The 26,116-nt window shown below is 65.2% G+C and carries 27 protein-coding genes; 9 read left to right on the plus strand and 18 right to left on the minus strand.

The genetic code is table 11. From position 1 onward, the window contains the following. Nucleotides 1–50: 50 nt before the first annotated feature. From QM841_RS19460 to QM841_RS19470, 3 genes are read left to right on the plus strand one after another with little or no spacing between them, the layout of a single operon-like run. Entirely contained in the window at nt 51–245 is a 195-nt protein-coding gene (locus QM841_RS19460) for a CsbD family protein (protein WP_280779476.1), read from the plus strand. A gap of 51 nt (nt 246–296) precedes the next feature. Then, nucleotides 297–452 carry a DUF6131 family protein gene (locus tag QM841_RS19465; protein ID WP_009476302.1) on the plus strand — a complete coding sequence of 52 codons (156 nt, stop codon included), beginning with the start codon at nt 297–299 and terminating at the stop codon, nt 450–452. Between the two features lie 42 nt (nt 453–494). Continuing rightward, nucleotides 495–1,697: a fatty acid desaturase family protein gene (locus tag QM841_RS19470; RefSeq protein WP_283333180.1), complete on the plus strand. Its 1,203-nt coding sequence runs from the start codon at nt 495–497 to the stop codon at nt 1,695–1,697. Nucleotides 1,698–1,738: 41 nt separating this feature from the next. Here the strand turns inward: QM841_RS19470 and QM841_RS43195 are convergent, their stop codons facing one another. Then, complete coding sequence (locus tag QM841_RS43195; RefSeq protein WP_349307411.1) at nt 1,739–2,269, minus strand: WhiB family transcriptional regulator; 531 nt, start codon at nt 2,267–2,269, stop codon at nt 1,739–1,741. A 52-nt stretch (nt 2,270–2,321) separates the two neighbouring features. Here QM841_RS43195 and QM841_RS19480 point away from each other — a divergent pair, with 52 nt between their 5' ends. Further along, entirely contained in the window at nt 2,322–3,473 is a 1,152-nt protein-coding gene (locus QM841_RS19480; RefSeq protein ID WP_283333181.1) for an acyl-CoA dehydrogenase family protein, read from the plus strand. A gap of 11 nt (nt 3,474–3,484) precedes the next feature. Here the strand turns inward: QM841_RS19480 and QM841_RS19485 are convergent, their stop codons facing one another. Continuing rightward, nucleotides 3,485–4,420, minus strand: a complete 936-nt coding sequence (locus QM841_RS19485) for a LysR substrate-binding domain-containing protein (RefSeq protein ID WP_283333182.1) — start codon at nt 4,418–4,420, stop codon at nt 3,485–3,487. Nucleotides 4,421–4,489: 69 nt separating this feature from the next. Further along, entirely contained in the window at nt 4,490–5,920 is a 1,431-nt protein-coding gene (locus QM841_RS19490) for an MFS transporter (protein WP_283333183.1), read from the minus strand. 512 nt (nt 5,921–6,432) lie between these two features. Here QM841_RS19490 and QM841_RS19495 point away from each other — a divergent pair. Then, nucleotides 6,433–7,416 carry a zinc-binding dehydrogenase gene (locus tag QM841_RS19495; RefSeq protein ID WP_283333184.1) on the plus strand — a complete coding sequence of 328 codons (984 nt, stop codon included), beginning with the start codon at nt 6,433–6,435 and terminating at the stop codon, nt 7,414–7,416. Between the two features lie 30 nt (nt 7,417–7,446). On the opposite strand, the gene QM841_RS19500 is transcribed toward QM841_RS19495, so the two are convergent. The 6 genes from QM841_RS19500 to QM841_RS19525 all read right to left on the minus strand — a co-directional run bounded on the left by QM841_RS19500 (nt 7,447) and on the right by QM841_RS19525 (nt 14,045). Beyond that, nucleotides 7,447–8,226 (minus strand): alpha/beta fold hydrolase, encoded by a 780-nt coding sequence (locus QM841_RS19500; protein ID WP_283333185.1) that lies wholly within the window; start codon nt 8,224–8,226, stop codon nt 7,447–7,449. 9 nt (nt 8,227–8,235) lie between these two features. Next, complete coding sequence (locus tag QM841_RS19505) at nt 8,236–9,426, minus strand: CaiB/BaiF CoA transferase family protein (RefSeq protein WP_283333186.1); 1,191 nt, start codon at nt 9,424–9,426, stop codon at nt 8,236–8,238. A gap of 117 nt (nt 9,427–9,543) precedes the next feature. Continuing rightward, on the minus strand, nt 9,544–10,470 hold the full coding sequence (locus QM841_RS19510) for a TAXI family TRAP transporter solute-binding subunit (protein WP_283333187.1): 927 nt from the start codon (nt 10,468–10,470) through the stop codon (nt 9,544–9,546). Further along, nucleotides 10,463–11,908 (minus strand): sensor histidine kinase, encoded by a 1,446-nt coding sequence (locus QM841_RS19515; RefSeq protein ID WP_283333188.1) that lies wholly within the window; start codon nt 11,906–11,908, stop codon nt 10,463–10,465. The genes QM841_RS19510 and QM841_RS19515 overlap by 8 nt, the downstream gene beginning before the upstream one ends. 18 nt (nt 11,909–11,926) lie before the next feature. After that, nucleotides 11,927–12,586, minus strand: a complete 660-nt coding sequence (locus QM841_RS19520; RefSeq protein WP_005249969.1) for a response regulator transcription factor — start codon at nt 12,584–12,586, stop codon at nt 11,927–11,929. A gap of 58 nt (nt 12,587–12,644) precedes the next feature. Continuing rightward, nucleotides 12,645–14,045, minus strand: a complete 1,401-nt coding sequence (locus QM841_RS19525) for an MFS transporter (RefSeq protein ID WP_283333189.1) — start codon at nt 14,043–14,045, stop codon at nt 12,645–12,647. Between the two features lie 174 nt (nt 14,046–14,219). Here QM841_RS19525 and QM841_RS19530 point away from each other — a divergent pair, with 174 nt between their 5' ends. Continuing rightward, entirely contained in the window at nt 14,220–14,636 is a 417-nt protein-coding gene (locus QM841_RS19530; RefSeq protein ID WP_283333190.1) for a hypothetical protein, read from the plus strand. On the opposite strand, the gene QM841_RS19535 is transcribed toward QM841_RS19530, so the two are convergent. Further along, nucleotides 14,610–15,176, minus strand: coding sequence for a MaoC family dehydratase (locus QM841_RS19535; RefSeq protein WP_283333191.1), 567 nt, complete (start codon nt 15,174–15,176; stop codon nt 14,610–14,612). The two genes, QM841_RS19530 and QM841_RS19535, sit on opposite strands and share 27 nt — an antisense overlap. 68 nt (nt 15,177–15,244) lie before the next feature. Further along, a complete protein-coding gene (locus QM841_RS19540; RefSeq protein WP_283333192.1) occupies nt 15,245–16,438 on the minus strand; it encodes a CaiB/BaiF CoA transferase family protein in 1,194 nt (397 codons plus the stop codon). Between the two features lie 117 nt (nt 16,439–16,555). On the opposite strand from QM841_RS19540, the gene QM841_RS19545 reads away from it, so the two are divergent. Further along, nucleotides 16,556–17,476, plus strand: coding sequence for a LysR family transcriptional regulator (locus QM841_RS19545; RefSeq protein WP_283333193.1), 921 nt, complete (start codon nt 16,556–16,558; stop codon nt 17,474–17,476). Nucleotides 17,477–17,519: 43 nt separating this feature from the next. Here the strand turns inward: QM841_RS19545 and QM841_RS19550 are convergent, their stop codons facing one another. From QM841_RS19550 to QM841_RS19560, 3 genes are read right to left on the minus strand one after another with little or no spacing between them, the layout of a single operon-like run. Then, nucleotides 17,520–18,995: an aldehyde dehydrogenase gene (locus QM841_RS19550; protein WP_283333355.1), complete on the minus strand. Its 1,476-nt coding sequence runs from the start codon at nt 18,993–18,995 to the stop codon at nt 17,520–17,522. Nucleotides 18,996–19,027: 32 nt separating this feature from the next. Beyond that, nucleotides 19,028–19,642 (minus strand): thiamine pyrophosphate-dependent enzyme, encoded by a 615-nt coding sequence (locus QM841_RS19555; RefSeq protein WP_283333194.1) that lies wholly within the window; start codon nt 19,640–19,642, stop codon nt 19,028–19,030. After that, a complete protein-coding gene (locus tag QM841_RS19560; RefSeq protein WP_283333195.1) occupies nt 19,639–20,172 on the minus strand; it encodes a thiamine pyrophosphate-binding protein in 534 nt (177 codons plus the stop codon). Before QM841_RS19560 ends, QM841_RS19555 begins: the two co-directional genes overlap by 4 nt. 292 nt (nt 20,173–20,464) lie before the next feature. Between QM841_RS19560 and QM841_RS19565 the strand changes: the two genes are divergently transcribed. Beyond that, nucleotides 20,465–20,713 (plus strand): hypothetical protein, encoded by a 249-nt coding sequence (locus tag QM841_RS19565; protein ID WP_280779459.1) that lies wholly within the window; start codon nt 20,465–20,467, stop codon nt 20,711–20,713. Nucleotides 20,714–20,827: 114 nt separating this feature from the next. Beyond that, nucleotides 20,828–21,481 carry a hypothetical protein gene (locus QM841_RS19570; protein ID WP_283333196.1) on the plus strand — a complete coding sequence of 218 codons (654 nt, stop codon included), beginning with the start codon at nt 20,828–20,830 and terminating at the stop codon, nt 21,479–21,481. A gap of 126 nt (nt 21,482–21,607) precedes the next feature. Here the strand turns inward: QM841_RS19570 and QM841_RS19575 are convergent, their stop codons facing one another. The 4 genes from QM841_RS19575 to QM841_RS19590 form a co-directional block, all read right to left on the minus strand. After that, on the minus strand, nt 21,608–22,441 hold the full coding sequence (locus QM841_RS19575; RefSeq protein WP_283333197.1) for an IclR family transcriptional regulator: 834 nt from the start codon (nt 22,439–22,441) through the stop codon (nt 21,608–21,610). A gap of 46 nt (nt 22,442–22,487) precedes the next feature. Beyond that, nucleotides 22,488–22,988 carry a flavin reductase family protein gene (locus QM841_RS19580; protein WP_283333198.1) on the minus strand — a complete coding sequence of 167 codons (501 nt, stop codon included), beginning with the start codon at nt 22,986–22,988 and terminating at the stop codon, nt 22,488–22,490. Between the two features lie 734 nt (nt 22,989–23,722). Next, nucleotides 23,723–24,460, minus strand: coding sequence for an HpcH/HpaI aldolase family protein (locus tag QM841_RS19585; protein ID WP_283333199.1), 738 nt, complete (start codon nt 24,458–24,460; stop codon nt 23,723–23,725). A gap of 290 nt (nt 24,461–24,750) precedes the next feature. Further along, nucleotides 24,751–25,623 (minus strand): fumarylacetoacetate hydrolase family protein, encoded by an 873-nt coding sequence (locus QM841_RS19590; RefSeq protein ID WP_283333200.1) that lies wholly within the window; start codon nt 25,621–25,623, stop codon nt 24,751–24,753. Nucleotides 25,624–26,116: the final 493 nt, after the last annotated feature.

A 26,116-nucleotide genomic window follows, 5' to 3' on the forward strand; every position in this document is an offset into this window, starting at 1 on the left:
CGACGCCTGATCCGCACCCGCCGCGTAACCGAGAAACGAGAAGCATCGCCATGAGTATCGGGAAAAAGCTTCGGCACAAAGCTGAAACCGCTGAAGGCGCCGCCAAGAAGACCGTCGGGAAGGCGCTCGGAAACGAGCGCATGGAGGCAGAGGGACGTGCGCAGGAAGCCAAGGGCAAAGCCAAGCAAGCCGGCGACCAGATCAAGCAGGCAGGCCGGAAGATCAAAAGAATCTTCACACGCTGACCCTCCACACCAGTCCGAATCTCGACCCCCGTCCCGAAATCAGGCCTCATCATGATCATTCTCGGCATCATCCTCGCCATAGTCGGCTTGGTCCTCAGCGTCCCAGCGCTCCTGTACATCGGGATTGCGCTCATCATCATCGGAGTGGTGCTCGAGGTCATGGGGATGGCCGGGCACGCGGTCGCGGGCCGACGCCACTACTACTGACGCACAGCCGGTCCAGGGTGGGTCCGGAATCTGGAGTAGACCATGGCGATATCCGACATCAAGGAATATGCGCACCTCACAGCGGAGGACGTCGAGGCGCTCAGCACCGAACTCGACGCGATCAGGCGGGACATCACCGATTCACTCGGTGAGCGCGATGCCACCTACATCCACCGCACGATCGCCTTCCAGCGCGGGTTGGATGCCGCTGCGCGGCTGGTGATCCACGCAAGCCGGACGCGCGTCGGATGGGCACTCGGGACCACGGCTCTCGCCGTGGCCAAGAGTGTGGAGAACATGGAGATCGGGCACAACGTGTCTCACGGCCAGTGGGACTGGATGAACGACCCGGAAATCCACTCCAGCACCTGGGAGTGGGACATGGCGGGTCTGTCGTCCCAGTGGCAGTACTCCCACAACTATCGCCACCATGTGTTCAGCAACGTGATCGGGATGGACGACGACCTCGGGTTCGGCGTCATCCGCATCACCCGCGACCAGCCGTGGAAACCGGACAACCTGCTGCAACCGCTGCGGAACCTGTTGCTGGCGACCACGTTCGAATGGGGCATCGCCCTGCACGGGTTGTATTCCGAACAGGAGCGTGCCGGCACCGCCGCCGAGAAGTCCGGCCACACCCGAGCGCTGATCGGCAAGATCGTCCGGCAGACCGGCAAGGATTACGTACTCTTTCCCGCCGTCAGCGGGCGGCGGTGGCGACGGACGCTGAAGGCGAACCTCACCGCCAACCTACTGCGTAACCTGTGGGCCTACGTCGTGATCTTCTGCGGACATTTCCCGGACGGCGCAGAGAAGTTCACCCCCACCGAACTGGAAAACGAGACCCGGGCGGAATGGTATCTACGCCAGATGCTCGGCACCGCCAACTTCCGAGCCGGCCCGGTGCTCGCATTCCTCAGCGGCAACCTCTGCTACCAGATCGAGCACCACCTGTTCCCGGACCTCCCCAGCAACCGCTACCCGGAAATCGCGACGCGGGTCCGCGTACTGTGCGAGAAGTACGATCTGCCCTACACCACCGGTTCGCTAGCCAGGCAATACCTTTTGACCCTGCGCACCATCCACAAGTTGGCACTCCCGGACCGGTTTCTATCCGCGACCGCCGACGATGCTCCCGAGACCGCGTCCGAACTGAGATTCCGCACCGCATCCACCACGCCCGCCGACGGAGCCACCGGGCGCCGCAAAGGACTCCGCACCGCGCTGCGCGCGCACCGCCGATGAGCCGATACGGGACGAGCGGTGACACCGCGGGCATTACGCCGTCAGGAACGGTATCGACCGAGTCGGGGCGGTCGAAGATACCGGCGGTCCTTCTCCGTCGTGCCACCCCAGACGCCGAACTGCTCACCGGTGATCAATGCGTGATTTCGGCACTCGGTCAGCACCGGGCAGGGCTCGCAGACATGCTTTGCGGCTCGTTCTCGCCGAATGCGTGCGCCCTGCCCTTCCCCCTCACACGGAAAGAAGAGCTCTGTGTCCATGGACCGGCAACGCGCGTGCATCCGCCAATCCCAGTTCGACGCGGAGGGCGCGACCGGCCGGAGTTCGAACCTGTGCTGAGACATCCTGGTCGCCTCTTTCGTGAGAAACGGTGTTCGCTCGACGCGAGGTGTTGGCGACCGCTGGGGTACTTGCGTCCCTTCAGTATGTGAAGGGACGGTAAATACGGCCATTAGGTCGGTCGACGCCTGTAGTCGCGTTCCTAGCCTCTGAACAGCGGAGATGGTGCCGATCCGGACTAGATGGTGGCACCGATCGCGGGTGAATGTCAATGCGGGACTTGACGGAAGCATACATATCCGAGAATATGGCCGTACAAATGTTGTGCGAGTGCGAGGTGGAGTGATGGGCAAGCTGAACGAGGAAGAGGCGTACCTGGTCGAGACGGTGCGCGCCTTCGTCGACCGCGACGTGATGCCGACGGTGCAGGCGGTGGAGCACGCCAACGAGTACCCCGAGAAGTGGATCGAGCAGATGAAGCAGATCGGGATCTACGGTCTGGCGGTTCCGGAGGAGTACGGCGGATCACCGGTGTCGATGCCCTGTTATGCGCAGGTGACCCAGGAATTGGCCCGCGGGTGGATGAGCCTGGCCGGGGCGATGGGCGGGCACACCGTCGTGGCGAAGCTGCTGTCGCTGTACGGCACCGAGGAGCAGAAGCGGCAGTATTTGCCGAAGATGGCGACCGGTGAGATCCGGGCCACGATGGCGCTGACCGAGCCCGGCGGCGGGTCGGATCTGCAGGCGATGTCCACCAACGCCAAGTCCGACGGCGATGACCTGGTGATCACCGGGTCGAAGACGTGGATCTCCAACGCCCGCCGGTCCGGGCTGATCGCGCTGCTGTGCAAGACCGATCCGGCCGCGTCCCCCAAGCACAAGGGCATCTCGATCGTCCTGGTCGAGCACGGTCCCGGTCTGACGGTGTCACGGGATCTGCCCAAGCTCGGCTACAAGGGTGTCGAAACCTGTGAGCTGTCGTTCGACAACTACCGGACCCCGGCCACGGCGATCCTCGGCGGTACCCCGGGCAAGGGGTTCGCGCAGATGATGAAGGGCCTCGAGACCGGCCGCATCCAGGTGGCCTGCCGGGCGCTGGGTGTGGCCACGGCGGCACTCGAGGACTCCCTCGCCTACGCACAGCAGCGGGAGAGCTTCGGCAAGCCGATCTGGAAGCATCAGTCGATCGGCAACTACCTCGCCGACATGGCGACCAAGCTGACCGCGGCCCGGCAGCTGACCTGGCATGCGGCCGAGCAGTACGACAGCGGTGATCGGTGCGACATGGAGGCCGGGATGGCGAAGCTGTACGCGTCCGAGGTGGCGATGGACATCGCCCTCAACGCGGTGCGCATCCACGGCGGCTACGGTTATTCCACCGAGTACGACGTCGAGCGGTACTTCCGGGATGCTCCGTTGATGATCGTCGGTGAGGGCACCAACGAGATCCAGCGCAACGTCATCGTCTCGCAACTCGTGTCGCGCGGAGGGCTCTGATTCGCGTGCGACTAGTTGTCCGGCTTCCAGTGAGCGGACGGCCACTCACCGCGCTCGACGGCGTCGCGCATCTGGCGGACGAGCAGATCGGCCACCGCATGGACGGCAGGCGGGATCCGGGGGGCGCTCGGTAACGCGAGCACGACGGTGCGCTCGACCGCCGGGGAATGGAGCGGCGCCGCACTGAGCAGACCGCCGGCGACATCATCGGCAACGGCGATGCCCGGCAGGATCGTCCAGCCGTGACCGGCTCGCACGAGTCTCTTCTGGATGCTCACCTCGTTGGTCTCGACGACGATGTTCAGACCGATGTCGAGTCTCGCGCACGCCTCCGCAACCAATGTGCGAATTCCGTGGGGCGCGCTGGGCATCACGACCGGGTGGGTCGCCACTTCCTCGAGGGTGACCGGTCGTCCGGTGTCGAGCCCGCCGTCGGGCGGGGCAACCGCCCACAGGTTTTCGGCGAGCAATGCTCGCACGTTGAGCGACGACGTGGATTTCAGGTTGTAGAGCAGACCGAGGTCGATGTCACCGGCATCGAGCCACTGCCGCACGTGTCCGGCGTACCCGGACACTATTCGCAACCGGACGGCCGGATGCTCCTGCAACACGGCCGCGACGAGTCGTTCGGCGAGCAGTTCGGAGGTGGAGGACAGAAGTCCGACCGTCACGATCCCTTGCAGCACCCCCGGATTCGGGCGGATCTCGGCCCGGGCACGCTCGAGTTCGGACAGCACCCTCCGGGCGCGCTCGAGCATGAGCCGGCCGGACTCCGTCAATTCCATTCCCGCACGGCTACGTTCGAACAGCGGGACACCCAGTTCCTGCTCGAGCGTGTGAATTTGGCGTGTCACCGCCGGCTGAACCAAGTGGAGTAGTTCGGCTGCGCGGGTCACGCTCCCGGCGTCCGCCACCGCAACGAGTGCGGTCAACTGCTTGACGTCCACCGGACGACCACCTTCCCGAGCTACCGCCGTCCCGCACCATCAGCAGGCGATATGCAAGAGCGACATCGATCACAACGAAGAATAGCAATGGTCAACCTGAACGGTTTTGATCGGTGTCCCGTTCGAGGCCGAGTGCTGCGCGCGGTCGTGTGGTCCCGGGGCGACCGTCTCGTCGATGAGGTTGACGTCCCTGGTCTCACGCATGAACACGTAGGTGATCAGTGAGATGGCCGCGCAGATCGAGACGTATATGAAGAACCAACTCTCCCGGCCCGCGTCGCGGAACGCCAGAGCGATGTATGGGGCAGTTCCTCCGAACACGGCGGTGGCGATGCTGTACGGGATGGCAACACCGACCGTCCGCACCCCGGTGGGGAACAGTTCGGCCTTGACCACCGCGTTGACCGACGAGTACCCGACCACGAATACCAGACCGAGGACGGTGAGCACCAGGCAGGTGAGCCACGTGGGATTGTTCTGCATTCCCTGCAGGATCGGATACGTTCCGATCGTGGTGCCGATGCCGAAGAAGATGAGGACGGGCCGCCGGCCGATGCGGTCGGAGACGTACCCACCGATCGGCAAGAGGACCAGGAACACCACCAGTCCGATGAAGCTGATCGTCGAGGCCTGCGACTTCTCGAGGCCGACGCTGTTCACGAAGTAGCTGGTCAGGTAGGTGGTGTAGGTGTAGTAGGCGACGGTGCCCCCGAGGGTCAGGGTGAAGACGACGACGGCGGCGCGCCGGTTGCGCCATACCTCGGCCAGTGTTCCCCGGCGATCTTCGGTATCGACCGTTTCGGCAACCGAGTAGGCCGTCGTCTCGTGCATTCCGCGCCGCAGGTAGAAGACCGCGACGGCACCGATGGCACCCATCGCGAACGGCACTCTCCAACCCCACGACGTCAGCTGTTCGTCGGACAAGGAGAACTGCAAGACGATGAGGACCAGCAGGCCGGCGAGCTGCCCCAGGGTGACGGAGATGTATTGGAAACTCGCCCCCAGACCCCGCCAGCCCTTCTTGGATACCTCGGTCAGATACGCCGCCGACGCGGCATACTCGCCACCGACCGACAGTCCCTGCAGGATGCGCGCGGTGACCAACAGGCAGGCTCCCAGATTGCCGGCCGTCTCGTAGTTCGGCGCGAGAGCGATCATCAAGGCGCTCGCAGACATCATTCCGACGGACACCGTCAGGCCGGCTTTACGGCCGTTGCGGTCCGACAGACGCCCGAGCAACCAGCCGCCGAGAGGCCTCGCCAGGAATCCGACGGCGAAGATGGCCGCCGTGTTCAGGAGCTGCGCGGTGCGGTCGTCGCTCGGAAAGAATTGTCCGGCAAAATAGATTGCGAAAGTCGAATACACGAACCAGTCGAACCATTCGATCATGTTGCCGATGGAACCGACCAGCACCGACTTGACGTAGTGACCGCGCGAGCGAGGCGGCTCCTCGGATCGATCATCGGTTCTGTGAGCGTGCGGCGGTGTGGAGGGGGTCATGGCGACTCCTTGTGGTGGGAATGGATCCTGCAATGGCTGCGGGCTTCACCGATCGACGGTCCGGTCCGTCACGAACCGCGTCAGGGGCTCAGGACTTCGACACCCATTGGTATGCACTACGTTCCGTGATTGCTCGGCGTCGAGGAAGGCACATCGACCATGCACCACGCCCTCTGTAGCCTGCGATACTTCACCCCGAAGTAGTTATCTGGGTCTCACTTCGTTGTCGTGACTCTGGTGATTCTGCTACCTGATGGACCTGGCGCGATAATGCCAAATTCTGATGGATTGATTACGAGCAGGCATGGCTACCAGCAGAGTGAAACCGACTGCGCCGCACATTGTTCGGACGCTATTTGTCCGGCAGCCCCGTACGCGATTTCTCTTGCCGCCGCCGGCTGCGTGCGATACGGTGACCGCCATCCAGGAAGGCGCGCCGAGCGGCTATCCGATGCGTCCTCCAACTCCCAGCACCGACTCACCCAAGCGAGGCCTGAATGCGTGCAGCATGCGTGACCACACCCGGCGTCGTCGAAGTTCGCGACTTCCCCCGGCCGGTCCCGGAGCCAAACCAAGTGCTCGTGGAGATGCGATACGCCTCGATCTGCGGTTCCGACGTCCACATCGTCTTCGACGGATTCCATGACCCGGTACTCCTCGGGAGACCCGGATATCCGGGCCACGAAGGCGTGGGAATCGTTGTTCGAAGCGAGGATTCGAGGGTCGAAGTCGGACGTCCGGTGCTTACCGTCCCCCACGGTCAGCGCGGTGGTTGTTTCGCCGAGTTCCAGGCCGTCGACGCCAGTCACGTGATCGCGTTGAACGAGGGCGTAGACCTTCGGCGCATGCTGCTCGCCCAGCAACTCGGTACCACCCTCTTCGGGATGAAGAAGTTTCTACCTGCCGACACACCGGTCGAGCGGATGCCGCGGACGGCGGCGATCATCGGCGCCGGCTCCTCGGGATTGTTCTACCTGCAGCACTTGATTGCTCGGGGCCTCAAGGTCACCATTGCAGACCTGAACAAGGATCGCCTCGCCGTCGCCGAACGGCTCGGCGCGGCGCGGACCGTCCTCGAACCGGTCGAGTCGATCGCCGAGGTCGTCCTCGATACGACCGGCGGCGTCGGTGCGGACTTGGTGATCGAGGCCGCCGGCTACGATCTCGCCCGTGCCGCAGCGGTCGAAGCCGCGCGCGTTCGCGGAACGATCGGATTCTTCGGTTACCCCGAATCGACGGGCAACTCCCCGTTCCCCGTGGAGCGTTCATTCCGCAAGTCCCTGACCATGGAGTGGGTCAACGGTACGCAGTCCGAGGGCGGGCTGCTGTCGTTCCGGGCGGCAGTCGAGGCCATCGAGAACGGGACGATCGAGGTCGACCACTGTCTCGAGACGATGTTCGACCTCGAGGACACTCCCGCCGCACTCGACGCCGCCCGCGACCACGGCCTCGGTGCGGCGAAGGTCGGCATCGTCATGCCCGGATCCGGCAACTAGCGCGCCTCGACCCCACTCGCGAACGCGCTCTTACTGTTCGACGAGGAAGCCGATCGCCGCGGCGCCCGCGCCAGTGCACTCCTCTTCGAAGTACGCGTGCCGTGCGCCCGGGAGCAAGTGCACGCGGGAGTTCGGGATCCGTTCGGCGAGCAGGGGTGCGTTGTCGGCCGGGGACAGAAGGTCGTCGGTCCCGTGCAGGACGAGGGTCGGCGCACTGATCGACGGCAGCGCATCCCACGCGTCATGACCGTTGCTTGCCCGCAGGTGGGCGAGCTTGGCGTGCGCGGGCATGTCCGGGTCCCCGAGAGTGTTGTAGGGACCGGGATTTCGACCGAGCCACTCCGGCGTGTACATCAACTCCAGCAGGGCGCGGCGCGACCGGTCGGGATCGGATTGCGCCAGGCTCGCTCGGACTTCCCGGCTGCGCTCCACCGCGTGCGTTCCACCGGGCGAGGTGCAACCGAGGATCAGGGCGTCGACACGCTCCGGGTGACGCGCGGCGACCCACTGCGCCACCCGGCCTCCCATCGACGTGCCGTAGACGTGCGCCCTCCCGATTCCGAGGGAGTCCAGCACGCAGATCACGTCGTCGGCGAACAGTATTGTGCTGTACCCGGTCTCGGGCTTGTCGCTTGCTCCGGTGCCGCGGTAGTCCACCGTGATGGTGCGGAAGTGCGTGTCGAAGTCCGCGCGAACACGATCCCACCAATGGTGATTGTTGGCCTGACCGGCGAGCAGCAGCAGCGGCGGTCCTTCGCCGCTGACCTGGTACGCGATTCGAGTTCCATCGGACGCCACTGCGTGGGGCACTGCCCAGCCTCAGATCGAGTCGGCAGTACGCAGTTCGGAGATCGCCGCGCCGCTGTAACCGAGTTCCCCCAGAATGGCATCGGTGTGCGCACCCAGAGCCGGAACCGGATCGAATCGAGGTTCCACACCACTGAGGTTCGCCGGCGGCAGCAGCGCTCGCACCGGGCCGCCCGGGGTCTCCACCTCACGCCAGCGGTCACGGCCGGCCAGGGATGGGTGGGACAGAAAATCCGATACGGAGCCCAGCCTGCCGTTGGCGATCGACACCTTGTCGAGCAGGGCGAGGGCGTCGTCGGTGTTGAGCAGACGCGTCCGCGCGGAGATCAGAGCGTTGCATTCCTCACGGTGCACCACCCGCGCGGAGTTGCGGCAGAAACGTGGGTCGGTGGCGATCGACTCGTCGCCGAGCACCTCCGAACAGAAGGCGGACCATTCGCGGTCGTTCTGGATCGACAGCAGGACCGTGCCGTCGGCGGTGGGAAACGGGCCGTACGGGGCGATCGTCGCGTGTTCGGCCCCGACCCGGCTGGGCTGCGTGCCACCGTATTCGGTGTAGTAGGCGGGCGATCCCATCCATTCACCGAGCGCCTCGAACAGAGCGACCTCCACCGCGCGGGCGGTGCCGGTGGTTGCACGCGTGTACAGCGCGGACAGGATCCCGCTGTAGGCGTACATGCCGGCCGCGATGTCGGCGATCGACACACCGACCTTGGACGGGCACTCGTCGGGGCCGGTCAGCGACATCAGACCGGATTCGCCCTGGACGAGCATGTCGTAGGCCTTGCGATCGGACCAGGGACCGGTGTTGCCGTAGCCGGACACGTCGCACGGAATCAGCGCGGGATACCGCTGCTGGAGCGACTGGGCGTCGAGGTTCATTCGGGCTGCGGCGCCGGGCGCAAGGTTCTGCACGAAGACATCCGCTGTGGACAACAGCTTTTCGAGGATGTCGCGGCCCTCGTCGGACTTCAGGTCCAGCGTCAGCGACTCCTTGGAGCGGTTGAGCCAGACGAAGTAGCTCGATTCGCCGTGCACGGTCTCGTCGTAACGCCGCGCGAAGTCGCCGGCGTCGGGACGTTCCACTTTGATGACGCGGGCACCGAGGTCGGCCAGTTGCCGGGTCGCGAAGGGTGCAGCAACTGCTTGTTCGATGCTTACGACGGTGATCCCCGCGAGCGGTAGGGCGGTCTGCGATGCCATGGAGCCAGCCTTCCTCGAAATGTACGGCCATTTTGCCTCTATGTACGCGCCATAGTCAATCGGGTGGGGGCCAGGTTTTACACGTACTTGAGGTTGCCGGCGGTACCCGTCCGCCTTCTAACCGTGGTGACGGCGGTACGCCTCGACAGCCCCCGGATGGCGAGGGACGCCAGCTGTCTGGATCAGTGATCGGGCGTCGAGGAACTGCGCGCCGACGGTGTCGGCGGGAATCAGGTCCTGGGCTCGATCGATGAGAAGGTCGACGAGGGCACCGGCCACGGCGTCGGGCAGTTGCGGTGAGGCGACGAGCAGGCTGGGAACCCCTACCGTCGCGGTCTCGGCAGTGTCACCGTATGTCCGGGCAGGGACCGAGACCGGTTCGTACATGGGCCCGTAGGTCTTGCGCATCTCGACGTACTCGGCGGACAGGTCGAGTAGCCGGATTCCGCCGTCCGGACCGTGACCGGGCCGCGGCATCGCCGCCGGGGTGGGCACGCCACCGGCCCACAGTGCGGCGGCGACCGTGCCGTCGCGGAGGGAGTCGAGGACGGTGGTGAGTGAGACCGGGCGCACCGTCACGTCGTCGAGGGTCAGACCGCTCGCCTCGAGGACCCGCCTTCCGGTCTGCGCAGTTCCGGAGCCCGGGGCGCCGAGGCTGATCGTCTGGCCCCGAAGATCTTTCATCGTGTGAAAGGGTGAGCGGGCCGGCACCGCGCACTGGAGATAGTTCTCGTACACCCGGCCGATGGCCACGATCGGGGTGGCCGACTCGACAGCGGAGTCGGCCAGGGTCAGCCCGATGAGTACCTCACCTGACGCCAGCAGCGACAGGTTCTCCAGGGAACCGGTGGTGTAGCGCACCGTCAACCGGAGATCCCCACCCGAGGCGGGCGGGACGTCCGCAAGCAACTCGGCGAACTCGGACTGGAATCCGTCGCGCTCACCCGACGCGATGTCGTACGTCCCCGTGGGCTGGGCACGAGCGCATCCCGACAGTGCGACCGCTGCGGCCACACCACCGATGAACTGTCGCCGGCTAATCATCGTCCAGCTTCTCCACGTGCGGTTCGAGCCACAAGCGTACGCGCAGTCCGCCGGCGGGGGCCTCGTCGATGACGAGACGGCCGCCGTAGGCTGCGGCGACCACCTCGACAATGGAGAGGCCGAGACCGGTCCCGACCTGGTTGTTGGCCCGGAAGAAGCGCTCGGTGAGCTTGCCGCGCAACTCTTCCGGGACACCTGGACCGTCGTCGGCCACCCACACGCACACCCGAGAGCGGTCCGGTGACGGCTCCACGACGACGCCGATTTCGATGGTGGGGTGCGGGCCTGCGTATCGGGAGGCGTTGTCGATCAGCACATCGAGCACCTGGGACAGATCGTTCTCGGCGATCGCGACCGGAACATGGTCGACGTCGGGGTCTGCGATGGTGGCCAGACGCGCACCACGTTCGCGGGCCGTCACCGACCAGAAGTCGACCCGGTCGGCCACCACCGACAGTGCGTCGCAGACCGCCTCGGACCGATCGGCCCCGAAGCGCGGCGTCTCGGCCGAGGCGAGCGAGAGAAGACTGTCGAGAATGGTCTGCAAGCGTTTGGCCTCCTCGGTCACGCTGTGATAGTCCTCGCGCGCGCTGTCCGGTATCCCGTCGTCGAGGAGGTCGAGGCGGAACTGCAACGCCGCGAGCGGGTTCCGCAGTTGATGGGCGGTATCGGCGATCAGGCGCTGTTGCGCGTCCGCTGCCCGCAGCACCGCCGAAGACATCACGTCGAACGAATGCGCGAGCCGGCGCACCTCGGGCGGCCCGCCTGCGGCCGTGGCCGGCAGCACGGATCGCGGTGGCACGGAACTCGGCGGTGTCCTCGCGTCGGGCATCCGGCGGATGAGTTGCACGATTCCCTTGGACAAGTTCGCGAGCGGTCCGAGCACCCACCGGCTCAAGGCGATCGCGAGGACACCGAAAGCGACCAGTGCCAGCACGGCACCGGCCGCGATCACGGCCCATTGCCGGAGGATGTCGGAGCGGGCCTCGGCGGTCGAGGCACGCACCACGATGGTGCCGTTCACCTGAGCGCCCGACCCGACCGGCTTGACGAACAGGGCCTCGTCGGCGCTCCACGGGAACAGCCGGTCGACGGTGGAGACCCGCTCGTTGCGCAGTCCGCTGCGAATCGCGGCCTCGATTCCGGGTTCGTTGCCGTCGAGGCCTACCCCGAGGGTCGGGACACCACGCGTGGAGACCACCAGAACGCCCTCGCCGTACACGTCGTCGTATGCCTCGACCTCGCCGGCGATCCGGGCCGGGTCGCCGGTCCTGACGTACTCCTCGGCGAGGACGGCGAACCGTTGGATGTCTCCCTCGCGGCCGAGTGTGAACTCCTGCGTCCGCGAGTCCGCGGTCGCGAGCGCGAGGGGAATCGCGAAACTCGCGACCGCGCAGGATCCGAGTATCGCGAGAATCAGCAGTAACCGTCGGCGCATGTCGTTTCGACCCCGAGGTCAGCACACCCACCGGTAGCCGAAACCACGGATGGTGCTGATCAACCCGGGTCGGTCCAGCTTGGCGCGCAGAGTGCCGATGTGGACGTCGAGAGAACGCGAGACCGCCACGAACGCGTCACCCCACACCCGGTCCATCAGTTGCTGACGGCTGACCGCAGCCCCCGGGTTCTCGAGCAGGATCTCGAGGAGGGAGAACTCCTTCGACGTCAGGTCGACCTCTGTTCCCGCCACGGTGACGGTGCGGGAATCGAGGTCGACGCGGACGTCTCCGGTGACCACTTCTCGTGGTGCGCCGCCTTCGACGGCCATGCTTCGCCGGCGCACCACTTCGATGCGAGCGAACAGCTCGGACATGCGGGCCGGCTTGACCAGGTAGTCGTCGGCGCCGCCGCGCAGGCCGCGCACCACCGAACGTTCGTCGTCGCGGGCGGTCAGGATGATGACGGGGACGGCGCTGACCTGGCGGAGCTGACGCAACACCTCGAGCCCGTCGCGGTCCGGCAACCCCAGATCGAGCAGGACGAAGTCCACCTCGCCGTGGTGCAGCAGCAGTTCGGACCCGAACTTCATCCGCACGGGCTGGTGCGCCTGCCGGGTCAGACCCGCAACGAGTGCGTTGCCGACGCCGTCGTCGTCCTCGACCACCGCGATGCGCATAACCGGAATTGTCCCCCGGCCGCGGTGCGCCCGGGGAACAATGCCGGAGGACGAGGGATCAGACACGCTCGAGTCGGCGGTCGTCGCGGTCTTCCTCGCGTCCGTCGCGGGCGGGATTCTCCGTCTCCGGATCGAGGGTGGTGCCGCCCTTGCCCTTGGCCATGAACAGCGCGGCGATTAGGGTCAGTGCCGAGCAGCCGACGACGTAGTAGAAGAAGGCCGATTCATGTCCGGCCTGCTTGAGCGCGAGCGCGAGAGGCTCGGCCGTGCCGCTGAACAGGGCGGCGGTGATCGCGTGCGGCAACCCGACGCCGAGCGCGCGGACCTTCGTCGGGAACAGCTCCGCCTTGACGATCGCGCTCAGAGCGCTGTAGGCGGTCACGATGACCAGTCCGGTCATCATCAGGCCGAACGCCACGAACGCGTTGGTGGTGTTGCCGAGAACGGTCAGAATCGGGACGGTCAGCACGGTCGAGCCGACACCGAAGAACAGCATGACCTTGCGGCGACCGATGCGGTCGGAGATCAGTCCGGCCACGGGCTGCAGCAGCATGTAGATGAACAGTGCGGCGAAGTTGATCCACGCCACCGTTTCCGGGGCGATCCCCGAGGTGTTGATCATGTACTTCTGCAGGTACGTGGTGTACGTGTAGAACGCGACGGTGCCGCCGATCGCGAGGCCGAAGACCATCGCGAGCTGCTTCGGGTACTGCAGCAGCAGTCGGAGGGTGCCGCGCTTGGCCGACGGCTGCGTGCCGGACGCCTTCTCGGCAGCGATCTGGGCCGCCTCCTCCTTGTACTGGTCCGACTCGTCCATCCCGCGACGGAAGAGCATCACGGTCACGGCGGCGATCGCGCCGATCACGAACGGAATACGCCAACCCCAGGCCTGCATCTGGTCGATGGTCAGCAGCTGCAGCAGAATGATCTGGACACCGAGCGCAGCGAGCTGACCCAGGATGATCGACACGTACTGGAAGCTCGAGTAGAAGCCGCGGCGGCCGGGCGTCGCGACTTCGGACAGGTACGTTGCGCTCGAAGCGAATTCGCCTCCGACGGAGAGTCCCTGGATCAGTCGCGCCATCACCAGCAGTGCCGGGGCGAGCATGCCGATCGCCTCGAAACTCGGTGTCGCAGCGATGATCAGCGATCCTGCGGCCATCATCAGCACCGACAACGTCAGCGCGTTCTTGCGCCCGTACCGGTCCGCGTATCGGCCCAGGATGTACCCACCGATCGGGCGCATCAGGAATCCGACGGCGAAAACCAGTGCGGTGGAGAGAAGCTGGGCAGTCGTGCTGCTCTGCGGGAAGAAGGACGCCGCGAAAAACACACTGAACGCTGCATAGACGAACCAGTCGTACCACTCCACGAGGTTGCCGATGCAGCCGCGAACCACGTTCGCAACAACCCGCCTCTCGCCGGTCGACGACGTTGGGTTCGAAGTCGTGTGTCGCATGATGTTCCTTCCTCGACTGCTGTGATGATGCATAGCCACTGACACCAATGTGGTCGCCGCCACAGCGAGAGGGAAGGGATGGTCCGCTTTCCTTACATTCGCTTTAGACGGCACTGCCGCAGGTAGCTCGGAGCGCGGGCGGCACAAAATCCGGATTTCGGCGACCTCCACACCATGGGCAGACAGGTGTTCCAAATACGACAACGATGCGTTCTGCTGTCCATACATGAACATCTTGGGCGCGGGTATCGCCAGGAAGCGGTTCATCAGATCGCCCTGGTCGGAGAGTTCCACCATCGACTCGAAGATTCCACGCACGGAACCGGCCCGGACCTTGTGCCGCAGACTGGCGGAATACAGAGCGCTCGAGAAGTACCGCGAATTCCAGGCTCGGTCGATGAATTCGGCGAAGAAGCCTTCTGGGTCATCGTCGGGGTGGTTGATGATCTGCCGAGACCGGCCAGTCGCGGGGCATGGCAGAACAGCCACAAACGTCCACAAGGCTCGGTATTCGACGCCCAGGGTGTTGCCGCGCCGGCCCTGCCTGCCCGGCAACTCGATCAACTACTCGATCCCGGCTGCGCGCCGTGACCGGTCGTCCCACTTGGGGTCGACGCCTGCAGTGTGCGGTCCGTGTCCCTTGCGATACACCATGAGGGTCCGTTCGAAGGTGATGACGATGGTGCCGTCCTGGTTGTACCCGATGGTGCGCACGGTGACGATGCCGATGTCCCTGTGGGACGAGGACTCTCGTTTGGTGAGGACCTCCGATTGGGAGTAGATGGTGTCGCCCTCGAATACCGGGTTCGGCAGGCGCACCCGGTCCCAACCGAGGTTGGCGTGCACGTGCTGGGAGATGTCGGTGACGCTCTGCCCGGTGACGAGGGCAAGGGTGAAGGTGGAGTCGACGAGCGGCTTACCCCACGTCGTCTGACTCGAGTAGTGCGCGTCGAAGTGGATCGGCGCCGTGTTCTGGGTGAGGAGCGTCATCCACGAGTTGTCGACCGGCAGCACCGTGCGGCCGAGTGGGTGCCGGTACACGTCTCCGATCTCGAAGTCTTCGAAGTAGCGGCCGGGCCAGCCGGTGACCGGTGGCGCCGACTGCTCGACCTGGTTTTCGCTGCTGCTCAAGGTAGTTCTCCTTCGGTAGTTCGTCGCCGACGGCGCGACTCGGCCGACGGCGGAGGGAAGAGTGTGTGTCAGGACCCGACCGCTGCGTACTCGTCGAGCCACGTCAGGATGCTGTCGGTGTGTTCCCCCAGACCTGGTACGGGGCGCATCTCGTGTTCGGCGCCCATCACCGTCACCGGGGGAAGTAGTCCTTCGAGCCGTCCGACGGGGGAATCGAATTGCGCCCACCGGGAGCGTGCCGCGAGCTGCGGGTGCTCGGCGAACTCGTCCATCGTGCGCTGCCGGGCATACGCGATCTTCGCCGCTTCCAACCTGTGGACGAGGTCCGCGCCGGTGAGGCCTGCGGCAACGTCGTCGATGACGCCATCGAGCTCGGCGCGGTGTGCGACCCGGTCGGCGTTGGTGACGAACCGCGGATCGTCGATCAGCTCCGGCGCATGCAGCACGACACGACAGAACACGTCCCATTCGCGTTCGTTCTGCAGACCCAGGTTGACGACCTCCCCGTCGGCCGCAGTGAACGGTCCGTACGGCGCGATGGTCGCGTGGCTCGCTCCCGTCCGCTTCGGCTCCGACCCGCCGTATCGGGCGTAGTAGTCGGCGTACCCCATCCACTCGCCGAGCGCCTCGAGCATCGAGATCTCGAGGTTGGCGCCTCGGCCGGTCCGCCCACGATCGAGCAAGGCGGTGAGGATCCCCGAGTAGGCATACGTGCCGGCGCAGATGTCCGCGATGGACAGTCCGACCTTCGAGGGCTCGTCCTCGGTTCCGGTGATCGACACCAGTCCGGCCTCGCATTGGATCAGCAGGTCGTAGGCCTTTCGTGCCTCATAGGGGCCGCCGCGGCCATATCCGGAGATATCGCACGTGATCAGGTGTGGGTGGGTTTCCCGCAAGCGGTCGGCCCCGATGCCGAGGCGCCCTGCCGCGCCGGGTGCCAGGTTCTGGACGAGGACGTCGGCGCGGTCGACGAGTTGGTGCAGGATCCGGTTGCCCTCCTCGGAGCGAACGTCGAGCTCGATGCTCTCCTTCCCTCGGTTAGTCCACACGAAATGACTCGCCATCCCCTGGACCGTTCGGTCGTATCCGCGTGCGAGATCTCCGACGCCGGGACGTTCGATCTTGATCACCCGCGCACCGAGGTCGGCGAGTTGCCGGGTCGCGAACGGTGCCGCGATCGCCTGTTCGAGCGAGACCACCACGACACCCTCCAAGGGCCGATGCACAGGGTGGGAAACAAAATCCGAACGCTCGGTACTCACGTCATTCTCCTTGCCGGGGCAGTCGTGTCAGTGCCCTTTCACTGTCGCGCTCCCGCGGGTGTTTGTGAAATGCCGATATCCGCCGAGTCTCATACGACTCGCGTATAAGCTCAGGCAGTGAACTTGCAGGAGTTGCGGTGGTTCGTCGCCCTCACCGAATCGGAGAACATCACCGCTGTCGCCGCGGAGATGCATGTCACGCAACCGACGTTGTCGCGGGCCATAGCCCGGCTGGAGACGGGGTTCGGGGTGCGCTTGTTCGACCGGCGGCACAATCGGCTCCACCTCAACCGGTACGGCGAGATTCTCCGTGCACATGCGTTGCGCGCATTGAGCGAGGTGGATTCCGCACACAACCGGATCAGCACCCTTGCGGATCCGAACGAGGGCACCGTCTCCCTCTGCTTCCTGCACAGTCTCGGCGAGTGGTTGGTCCCGGAACTGATCAGCAGGTATCGCGCCGAACATCCCAAAGTGAGATTCGAACTACGCGGTGCTGCAGCAGATTCGGTAGTCGACGACATTCGGCTCGGGCGGTCCGATCTCGGCTTCGTAGCCCCCGAGCCCTCCGTCGACGACCTCGTGTGGACACCAGTGGCCACCGAACCGGTTCGCTTGCTCGTTCCCGTCCGTCACCGGTTGGCCCGCCGCAAGACGGTGAGTCTCGCCGAAGTCGCCGAGGACGATTTCGTGGCGCTCACGCCGGAGTACGGGCTGCGCCAACTCACAGACCGTCTCGCCCGAGCTGCCGGCTTCGCCCCGCGAATCGCGTTCTCAGTCACCGAGGTCGGCACGATGCGCGCCATGATCGCGGCCGGAGTGGGCGTGGGAGTTGTGCCTGCTCCATCTGCGGCCGCCGCCCCTCCCGACGGAACTGCACTGGTCGAACTCCGCGATCGCGATGCCTGGCGAACGATCGGCATGATCCGGGCCGATCGACCCCTCACCTCCTCGGTCGCCGCAGGCTTTCACAGGTTCGTCCTCGAGACGCTCGTCGAGAACACCACCGAACCCGCCGGGCCTCCTCGACGCGAATGATCGTGCCTGCCTCTCAGTCGACAGACGCCCCTCGGCGCGGGGGTCAGCGCAGGACCAACGGGTTTCCGGTCGGTGCCCCGGTGTTGATCCACACGCTCTTGGTTTCGAGGTACTCGTCGATTGCCTCGGCACCGTTTTCCCGGCCGATACCGGAGTCCTTCACCCCGCCGAACGGCAGCATGAAGCTGACCGCGCGGTAGGTGTTGACCCAGACCGTCCCGGACTCGATCGCCTCCGCCATGCGGAACGCGCGAGGCAGATCGGTAGTCCAGACCCCGGCACCGAGACCGTACTTCGAGTCGTTGGCGATGGTGATCGCCTCGTCTTCGGTGTCGAACGGGATCACCGCCAGCACCGGGCCGAAGACTTCCTCCTGCGCCAACCGGGATTGATTGCTCACCCCGGTGAACACTGTCGGCTGTACGAACCACCCATCGGTTCCGGTGCCGGTGGGCACGCCGCCACCGAGCGCGAGTTGTGCGCCCTCGGCGGTGGCGATGTCGATGTACTCGAGGACCTTCTTGTGCTGGTCCCGAGTCGTGATCGGCCCCACCTGGGTGTCGGGGGACATCGGGTCACCGAGCCGCGCGGTCGAGGCCAGCGCGACCAGCTTGGCGACGACCTCGTCGTGCACGGAACGCTGCACCAGAAGCCGGCTTCCGGCGATGCAGGTCTGACCGGTCGCGGCGAAAATTCCGGACACCGCGCCGTTGACCGCAGCGTCGAGATCGGCGTCGGCGAAGACGATGTTCGGTGATTTGCCGCCGAGTTCGAGCGAAACCCGTTTGAGGCCGCGCGCCGCCGCGGCGCCGATGTGCCGCCCGGTCGCGTCGGAGCCGGTGAATCCCACCTTGCGCACCAGGGGGTGCTCGACCAGCGGCCCGCCCACGTCCGGCCCGAATCCGCTGACCACGTTGACCACTCCCGCAGGCAGGCCCGCCTGCTCGAGGATACGAACGAATTCGAGTGTCGAGGCGGAGGTGTATTCGGAGGGCTTGACGACCACCGAACAACCAGCGGCCAACGCGGGTGCCAGCTTCCAGGTGAGCAGCAGCAGCGGTGAGTTCCATGGAGTGATGATTCCGACGACCCCGATGGGCTCGCGCCGGGTGTAGGTGAAGTATCCCGGTTTGTCGACGGGAACGACGCGGCCTTCGGTCTTGTCGGCGAGACCGCCGTAGTACCGGTACCACTGCGCGAGATACCGGCACTGGCCCAACATCTCGTTGTAGAGCTTGCCGTTGTCGCGGACCTCGATGCGGGCGAGGAATTCGGCGTTCTCCTCGAGCACGTCGGCGACGCGCTGGAGGACGAGACCGCGGGCGCTGGGACTCATGCTCGCCCACGGCCCCGTGGTCATGGCACGGTGCGCGGCCTGGGCGGCGTCCTCGACATCCGATGCTTGTCCGCGCGCGATCTGCGCCCACGGCCGGCCGGTGAAGGGATTGTCGGTCTCGAAGTAGGAATCGTCAGCGGACGGGCGCTGCTGGCCGTCGATATGGAGCAGGTATTTCTGCATGACAGTGTTCTCTTTCGCTTCGGTGTCGGCCATCAGAACGTGTCGAGGCCGAGCGCGGCACGGAACTTGTTCTTCACCGCCGTGCCGTCCCGGGGCGGAAGGGCGCGCGGCGGCTCGGTCTGCTCGATGAACACCTGAACGAAGGTCGTACCTTCCCGGGCGGTGACGATCCGTGCGACACGCTCGGCGTCGGCGATGTCGCGGACCCGTTCGGTGCAGGCAATGCCGAACGACGACGCGATGCCGGCCAAATCGGCGCCGAGGCTCGAGTGGCTGCGCTGCATGCCGGTTTCGCCGAAGTGCCCGTTGTCGACGACGACGATGGTGAGGTTCTTCGGGGCCTTGACCGCGACCGATCCGAGCGCGCCGATGCCCATGAGCTGCTCCCCGTCACCGGTGATGACGACCACGGACTCGTCCGGGCGAGCGAGCGCGAGGCCCAGGCCGGTGGGTACGGCGGCGCCCATGGCGCCCCACAGATAGAAGTTGCGGTCACGCTCCCCGGCGGCGAACACGTCATAGGAGGGGGAGCCGAGACCGGTGACGACCAGTGCCTCCGGCGCCCGGTCGAGCAGTGTCGCGACGAAATCGCGTCGGTCGAGGCGTTCGCCGGCGAGGGTTCCGATGGTCGAGTCGTGTGCGTTCACTTGCGCTCCCATTTCTTGCGTCCGATGAGCCGCTGGCCCAGGAGCACTGCGACGCGCTCACCAGCGAGGAAAGCCTGATCGAAGGCGGCGGAGACGACCTCGCCGACCTGATCGGGGTCGTCGACCCGGAAAACTGTGATGCCCATGAGTTCGAGGGCCTGCTGCGTGGTCGAACCCATGGGGATCTGCCAGGGGTTGAACTCGGCGTACTCACCACGCATCGTCACCAGCGTGAGGAACGGGAACTTGCACATCTCCAGCAGGGAAAACATGTTGACACAGTTGCCGACTCCGCTGCTCTGCATGAGCAGGACCGCGCGCTGCCCGCCGAGCCACGCGCCGCTGACAAGTCCGACGCCCTCTTCCTCGGTGGTCAGGACGACGTCTTCGATGCCGGGGTCGGCGATCGCTGCTTGGATTGCGTACGAGTGGCCGGCGTCCGGTACGTAGGCGATCTGCTTGACATCTCCTTCGCGCAGAACGTCGAAGACGGACTTCTGCCAGCCAGGTGCGCTGACGGTGGAATTCATGGGTGCTCCGATTCATGACGATGGACGCTCCCAAAGATCATGAAACAACATGATGGCGGGGTGGTAATAGAATTTCGTGATACTGCCATCAAAGGTTTTGTTTGCGGCGGGTAGAACCCGAACAGCCCTTGGTCATCTACGTTCACGACGGCACCGCTCAGCCCGGACGCGTTCCCGGCGTTCACACAGGGGTGGGCAACGCGCACCCTAGGGTGTCTGTCGAACCGCATGTCCGGACGGCAGTGTTGTTGTGGACAAGGAATACTCGACCACACACCACCAAGGACACCGCATGTTTCGCCACACTGCCATTCGCGCCGGCCTGATGTTCGCCGCGGTCGCGTTCTCTCTCACCGGCGCAGCCGGAATCGCGCACGCCATGCCCGCCTCGTCGGGGACTGATGTCGCGGTGGCCGCACAGTCGGACCGCGATGCCCGCGACCGGGATCGGCGCGACCGTTTCGACGACGACGAGCAGGCCATGCTCTGCGAGGGCCAGGCCATCGTCGACCGCCCCAGCTGCTCGTCTCTGCCGTACTGATTCGCATCGATCGAGCTGCCCTCCGCCGGCGCCGCTGCCGCGTTCAGTGCGGCAGCGGCGGTCGAACCGATGCGGCGGGCGCGTATCGTGTGCTGCACGGTAACCCCGCACCCGATGGCTTCGCCCATCGGTCCGCCTACTGCGCGGGGTCTGACGATGCTCGACGAACGACCACGGCGCACGCCTGACCATGCCTCACCCCAGACGTTCACGGTCTTCGTCGACGACGAGCCTGTCTCCGCAGACTCCGTCTGGCACCCGGGTGACACCGTGACCACTGCCCTCTCGTGGCTCGACGAGCAGCAGCTTCCCGCCGAGCTCCGATCACTGGCCGAGGAGGTCGAGAGTCGGCCGAACGGTGTCGGCCGAGGAGTCTTCTACGTCGACAGGTACCCGGGTTTCTCCCCTCAGCCAGTACTGTCCGTCAGCGGAGTGGTCGCGACCATCGAGGTCGTCGCGAACCTCGAACTGCACACCGACCAGGGCTGGAAACTGTTGCCCGCCAACGTGCAGATGTGGGACGTACCCGACACGGGCACGTGGCGCATGCCGAATCGCCAGTACTCGGTGCCCGGCACGTCCGGTGACCTTCGGTTCGTCGAACAGCACGAGTTCATCGAGCGGTACGGCGTCACCACACCGACCTTCCGTCGCGATTCCCGATACTTCCGGGTGGTTGTGCTGTTGTCACTGCGGTCCCGCAAATGGTGCGATCCTGACCTCGTCGAGCGCGTCGATCACGGAAACGTAGATGGCAGATTTGGGTGAGCTGCTGACGGATCGGCAACGGGAGGTCCGCGGCGGCGCCGAACACTATATGTATCCCGCTCAGTACGTTCCCGTTTCGTGGTGATCGACATGCTGCGTTCAGGGGCATATCTGTTGCGGTACCGGTCAAGCGATTGTCGAATCCTGCCAGAAGACATCGACGAGACGCTCGACGAGCTGCTGCATCTGGTGAAGGCCTTCGGGAATGCGGTCGGGGCCGAACCGATATCGCGGACCGTTGAGGGACACGATCGCCACCAGATTCCCCGACGAATCCCTGACGGGAAGGGAGAGGGAGATCAATTCTTCTTCGAGTTCGTTGTCTATGAGTGCGAAGCCGCTTTCGCGGATCTGATCGAGCTCGGCCAGCAGGGCTGTGCGGTCGGTGATGGTGTGCGCTGTGAATGCGTCGAGCCTTTCGGGCAACCGGCCCACGATCTTCTTGATCGGCCACTCAGCCAAGAGCACCTTGCCGCTGGAGCTGGCGTGGAGTGGAAACTGTTTGCCGATCATGTGATGCGACATCCGGGATGTGGTGCCCACGACATGCGATCCGGCGGCCTCGGCGATGAGGTCGAGTTCATCCTTCGCATTCGGCACCGACAACGTCACCGTTTCGTTGAACTGGTCGGCCAGCTCCCGCAGTAGTGGCAGAGCCCGGGCAGCGAGACCGGCATAGGGGTCGGCGTGCCGTCCGAGTCGGGACACTTCCGAGCCCAGGATGTAGTTGTTGTCGATGCGGTCCACCATGCCGGTCCGCTCGAGGCTGTAAAGCAGACGAAACGCGGTGGGACGGGAAATTCCGACCGCTTTGGCAAGGGTACTCACCGTCGCACCGGTCTTGGGTCGGGAAGCGAGCTCGCGCAGTAGACGAACAGCCTTGGTCACCGACTTGTTGGCAATCTCGGACGGCTCGCTCAAATTGACTGCGACCAGTGCAGCCGTCTTCTGCTCGTTCATTGCTCACCCGTTTCTTTGGCGTATCTCACCTCGGCCGAGTCGTGGGTCAGGCGGCGGTCAGTTGCCGGATTCCACCGAGTCGGCCCTGATGGAAAACGAGAGGCTCGCCGTGTCCGGCGTCCATCTGCAACACCCGAGCGATGACGATGACATGGTCGCCGCCGTCGAGTTCGTGGGTGACCTCGCAGTCGACGAAGGCGTGGGCGCCGTCGATCCGGGGTGATCCGGCCTCGGAGAGGGACCAGTCGATGTCGGCGAACTTGTTGGGCAGCTTGCTCGACAAGGCGCGGCACACCGACTCCTGGCCCGCGGCCAGCACACTGGCGCACAACCGTCCGGCGGCCCGGACCTTCGGCCAACTGGTGGAGGTGTGCGCGACACTGAAGCTGACCAACGCCGGATCCAGCGACAACGACTGGAAGGTACCGACCACCAGCCCACACGGGAACTCCGCGTCGGCGGTGATACCCGACAGGGCGACCACACCGGTGGGCAGGTTCCCCATCACATTCCGGTAGTGCGCCTGGTCGATGGTGGAAGTAAGCATGACGACTCCTCTTCGGGTCATAGGCTGGCGCACGCGCCGGTCAAGCGAGATGGACTCAAGATGTGTTCATAAAGTGAACGCATCGTTCAGACCGACGTAAGTATTGCGTCCTACGTCACACCCTGTCAAGCATTGAGGGTCGCTGGTCGAGTACACGAGCGGCCTGAGGTCGGGTGAGGATCCACACCGCTCCTCGATCGCCCGAATGTCAGAATTGTTCGTCCGAATCGATTCTGCAGCTCTGTTCGAATTGATTGCGCTCCATATGGTTAGAAAGCCATAGCTCTCGAGCGCAGTCGAGCTCGCCCCCCGGGCGACGTTGGCCGCACGGAGTCGAGCCAGGGGGTGCAAGGCGTCGGCGGGAGACGATCGATTCAGACTCGGCCCGAGACAGGCTCGACGGCCACCGAGGTCCCCGTCACACTTTCGATCGATGCGTTCGGAATACGAACACTTTCAGGTCAACCTCGCTGCCCGTCGCCGCCAGCGCTGCCCGTATCCGATCATCGTCGACGAACTCGCCCAGCAGGACGACGACATCGCCTTCGACTCTGCGCACGATGTCGCCGACTGCATCGGGCTGAAGATCTCGAAGGCAGGCGGGCTGATCGAGGACGGCGGCATCCTGCCCACTAACAGTCCCGGTCCGGGATCGAGGTCGACGAGGCCGTGCTCGGCGATCCGGTTGCCGTGTGGATCGCCTGACGTAGTAGGGCAGGCAAACAACGCCACCGTCAGAGGCGGACACCTCGCGCGGCGTACGTCCCGCGGGCCTGCGCCAGGGCCGCCTGCGCTCCCTCGTGGAGCACTTCGTAGTCTGCGGCGGGTGCAATGGTCCGGATTCCGTTCTCGGCGCAGGCCGTGGTCATTTCCTGACTACCGCCGTAGGCAGCGACGTCCAGTCCATGGCGAGTGCATGCCTCGACGATTCTGCGAACGGCATCGAAAGTGGCTCCCCCCAAGATATCCGAGGCGGAACCGGCCAGGGACAGCGTGAGGTCTGCCGTACCGATGAGGATCCCGTCGAGTCCGGGCGTTCCGCAGATGTTCTCGGCTTCGGCCAGGCCGTTCGCGTCCTCGATCATCAGGTAAACACGTTGAGGGGGTGCCGAGGCTGGGCGCAGTGCCGCCCGAACCGGTCCCCATGAGCGATGGCCCTCGGGGGCGTAGCGGCAGAAACCCACTGCCTCACGTGCCTGGGCGGCCGAGCCGATCTGCGGCACGACGACGACGTCGGCTCCCATGTCGAGCGCCCAGTTGGCTTGCGCGTAGTTCGTCGCCTGCGTGCGTACCCAGGCTTCGACGCCGGCGCCCTGCACGGCCGAGAGCAGAGGCACGACAGCGTCGGTACCGATTGCGCCGTGCTGCAAATCGATGACGGCCCAGTCGAATCCCGCGCGAACCATGAGTTCGACGGCGAAGACGGAGTCGAGTGTCAGCCATGCGCCGAGCGACGGTGAGGTCGAGGTCATTGTGTTGCGCTCCATTCGATGGATTTACGGGGGACCGTGGGTGACGCTCCCGGTCACTTCTGTGGCGTCGGTGGAATCAGCACCAGCTTGCCGATGTACTCGGCGAGGAAATCTTCCTGCGCGCGGACGATGTCGGACAACGGATAGGCGGCCGTGGTTGTCGATCGCTGCAGCGGCGACCTCGATCACCTCACCCCGATCGGCTCCGGGGACAGCGACGTCGGTGCGGTACTCGAGCCCGCCGTGGCCCGTCAGGAGAATTGCGGTCAACCGTTGGCAGGGTGCCCCGATCACCCCAGCGCAGCGACCGGTTCGCGGGAGGTGAAGGTCTGGACGAGTTCGCCGATGTCGGTGATACGACTACGCAGCACGTCACCGGGGCCCAGGAACCGCTGTGGTGTCCGGCCCACCCCCACACCGGCGGGCGTTCCCGTGAACACCACGTCGCCGGGATAGAGCTCGAGGGTGTGCGACAGGTGCTCGATCAGCGCCGGAACCGGGAAGATCATCTGCGCGGTGCGTCCGAACTGGACGAGTTCGCCGTTGATGCCGGCTTCCAGCGCGAGATCGTTCGGATCGTCGAATTCGTCGATCGTCACCAAAGCAGGTCCGATCGGGGCGAACCCGCGATGCGACTTCGCCAGGCTGAACTGCGGAACCGGTCCGGCCAACTGCCGGCCGCGGTCGGACAAATCCTGTCCGACGGACAACCCCGCGACGGACTCCCATGCCCGATCGGCCGGGATGTTGCGGCCACCCCGGCCGATCACGACCACGAGTTCGACCTCCCAGTCCACCGTTTCCGAGGGAAGTGGGACCGTGGTGACCGGGCCGGAGATCGCCGAGGCGAACTTGGTGAAGATCACCGGCGACTCGGGCCGCTCCACCCCGGATTCCGCCGCGTGGTCGGCATAGTTCAATCCGACGGCGAACACCTGGCGCGGAGCCGGCACCGGCGCCCCCAGCCGAGCCGGGTCGATTCCGCCGCATTGCGTCGGGGTGACCCGGTCGCGGTTACCCGTGTACCAGGTGACGAACTCCGCCCACCGCTCGTAAATCTTCTGCGGTTCGGCAGAAAAATAGCCGTGGCTTTCCGCCTCGACATCGACGAGGCCGCCTCGCGTCGACACCTGTAGGCGGCCATCGAGATTGATCAACCGCACTGAAACTCTCCCATCGTGTGCCCTGCGTGTCGATTCCGTCCACCAGAGGCAGGATCGTCCGGCAACTGTGATTCATTTGGCCACGAATCTTCAGTTTCTGAACAGAGCGTTCATTTTGCGTAATTGTTGATAGTGCGGTGCGGGTCACAGCTTGTCAAGACGAAGGCCAGACTCACGGCGGTCGCAGGACCTATCGCGACGGCCGCGCACTGAGGCGCGCCAGCACGCGATGACCGCGAGTTACGGCACGAGAATCCGATATTCGAGAGATCGTGCCACCCCGATCGACCCGGAAACCAACCCGGGGGCGGCGCGACTGGTCGCAGACGTGGGGGCGGGGTCTTGACTGGCCATGAGGTCCATGTCACAATTTTGAGCGTGGCGTTCACTTATTGAACGATTGCAATGTCGGTGGTTGAACACGGTGCCGCCGACACACGCGCACACTTCATCCCCGCCTTTCCCCGCCCCGGACGGCATTCGCACCGTCCAC

The sequence above is a fragment of the Rhodococcus sp. IEGM 1307 genome, from assembly GCF_030056915.1.
GTDB classification, from domain to species: Bacteria; Actinomycetota; Actinomycetes; order Mycobacteriales; family Mycobacteriaceae; genus Rhodococcus_F; species Rhodococcus_F opacus_D.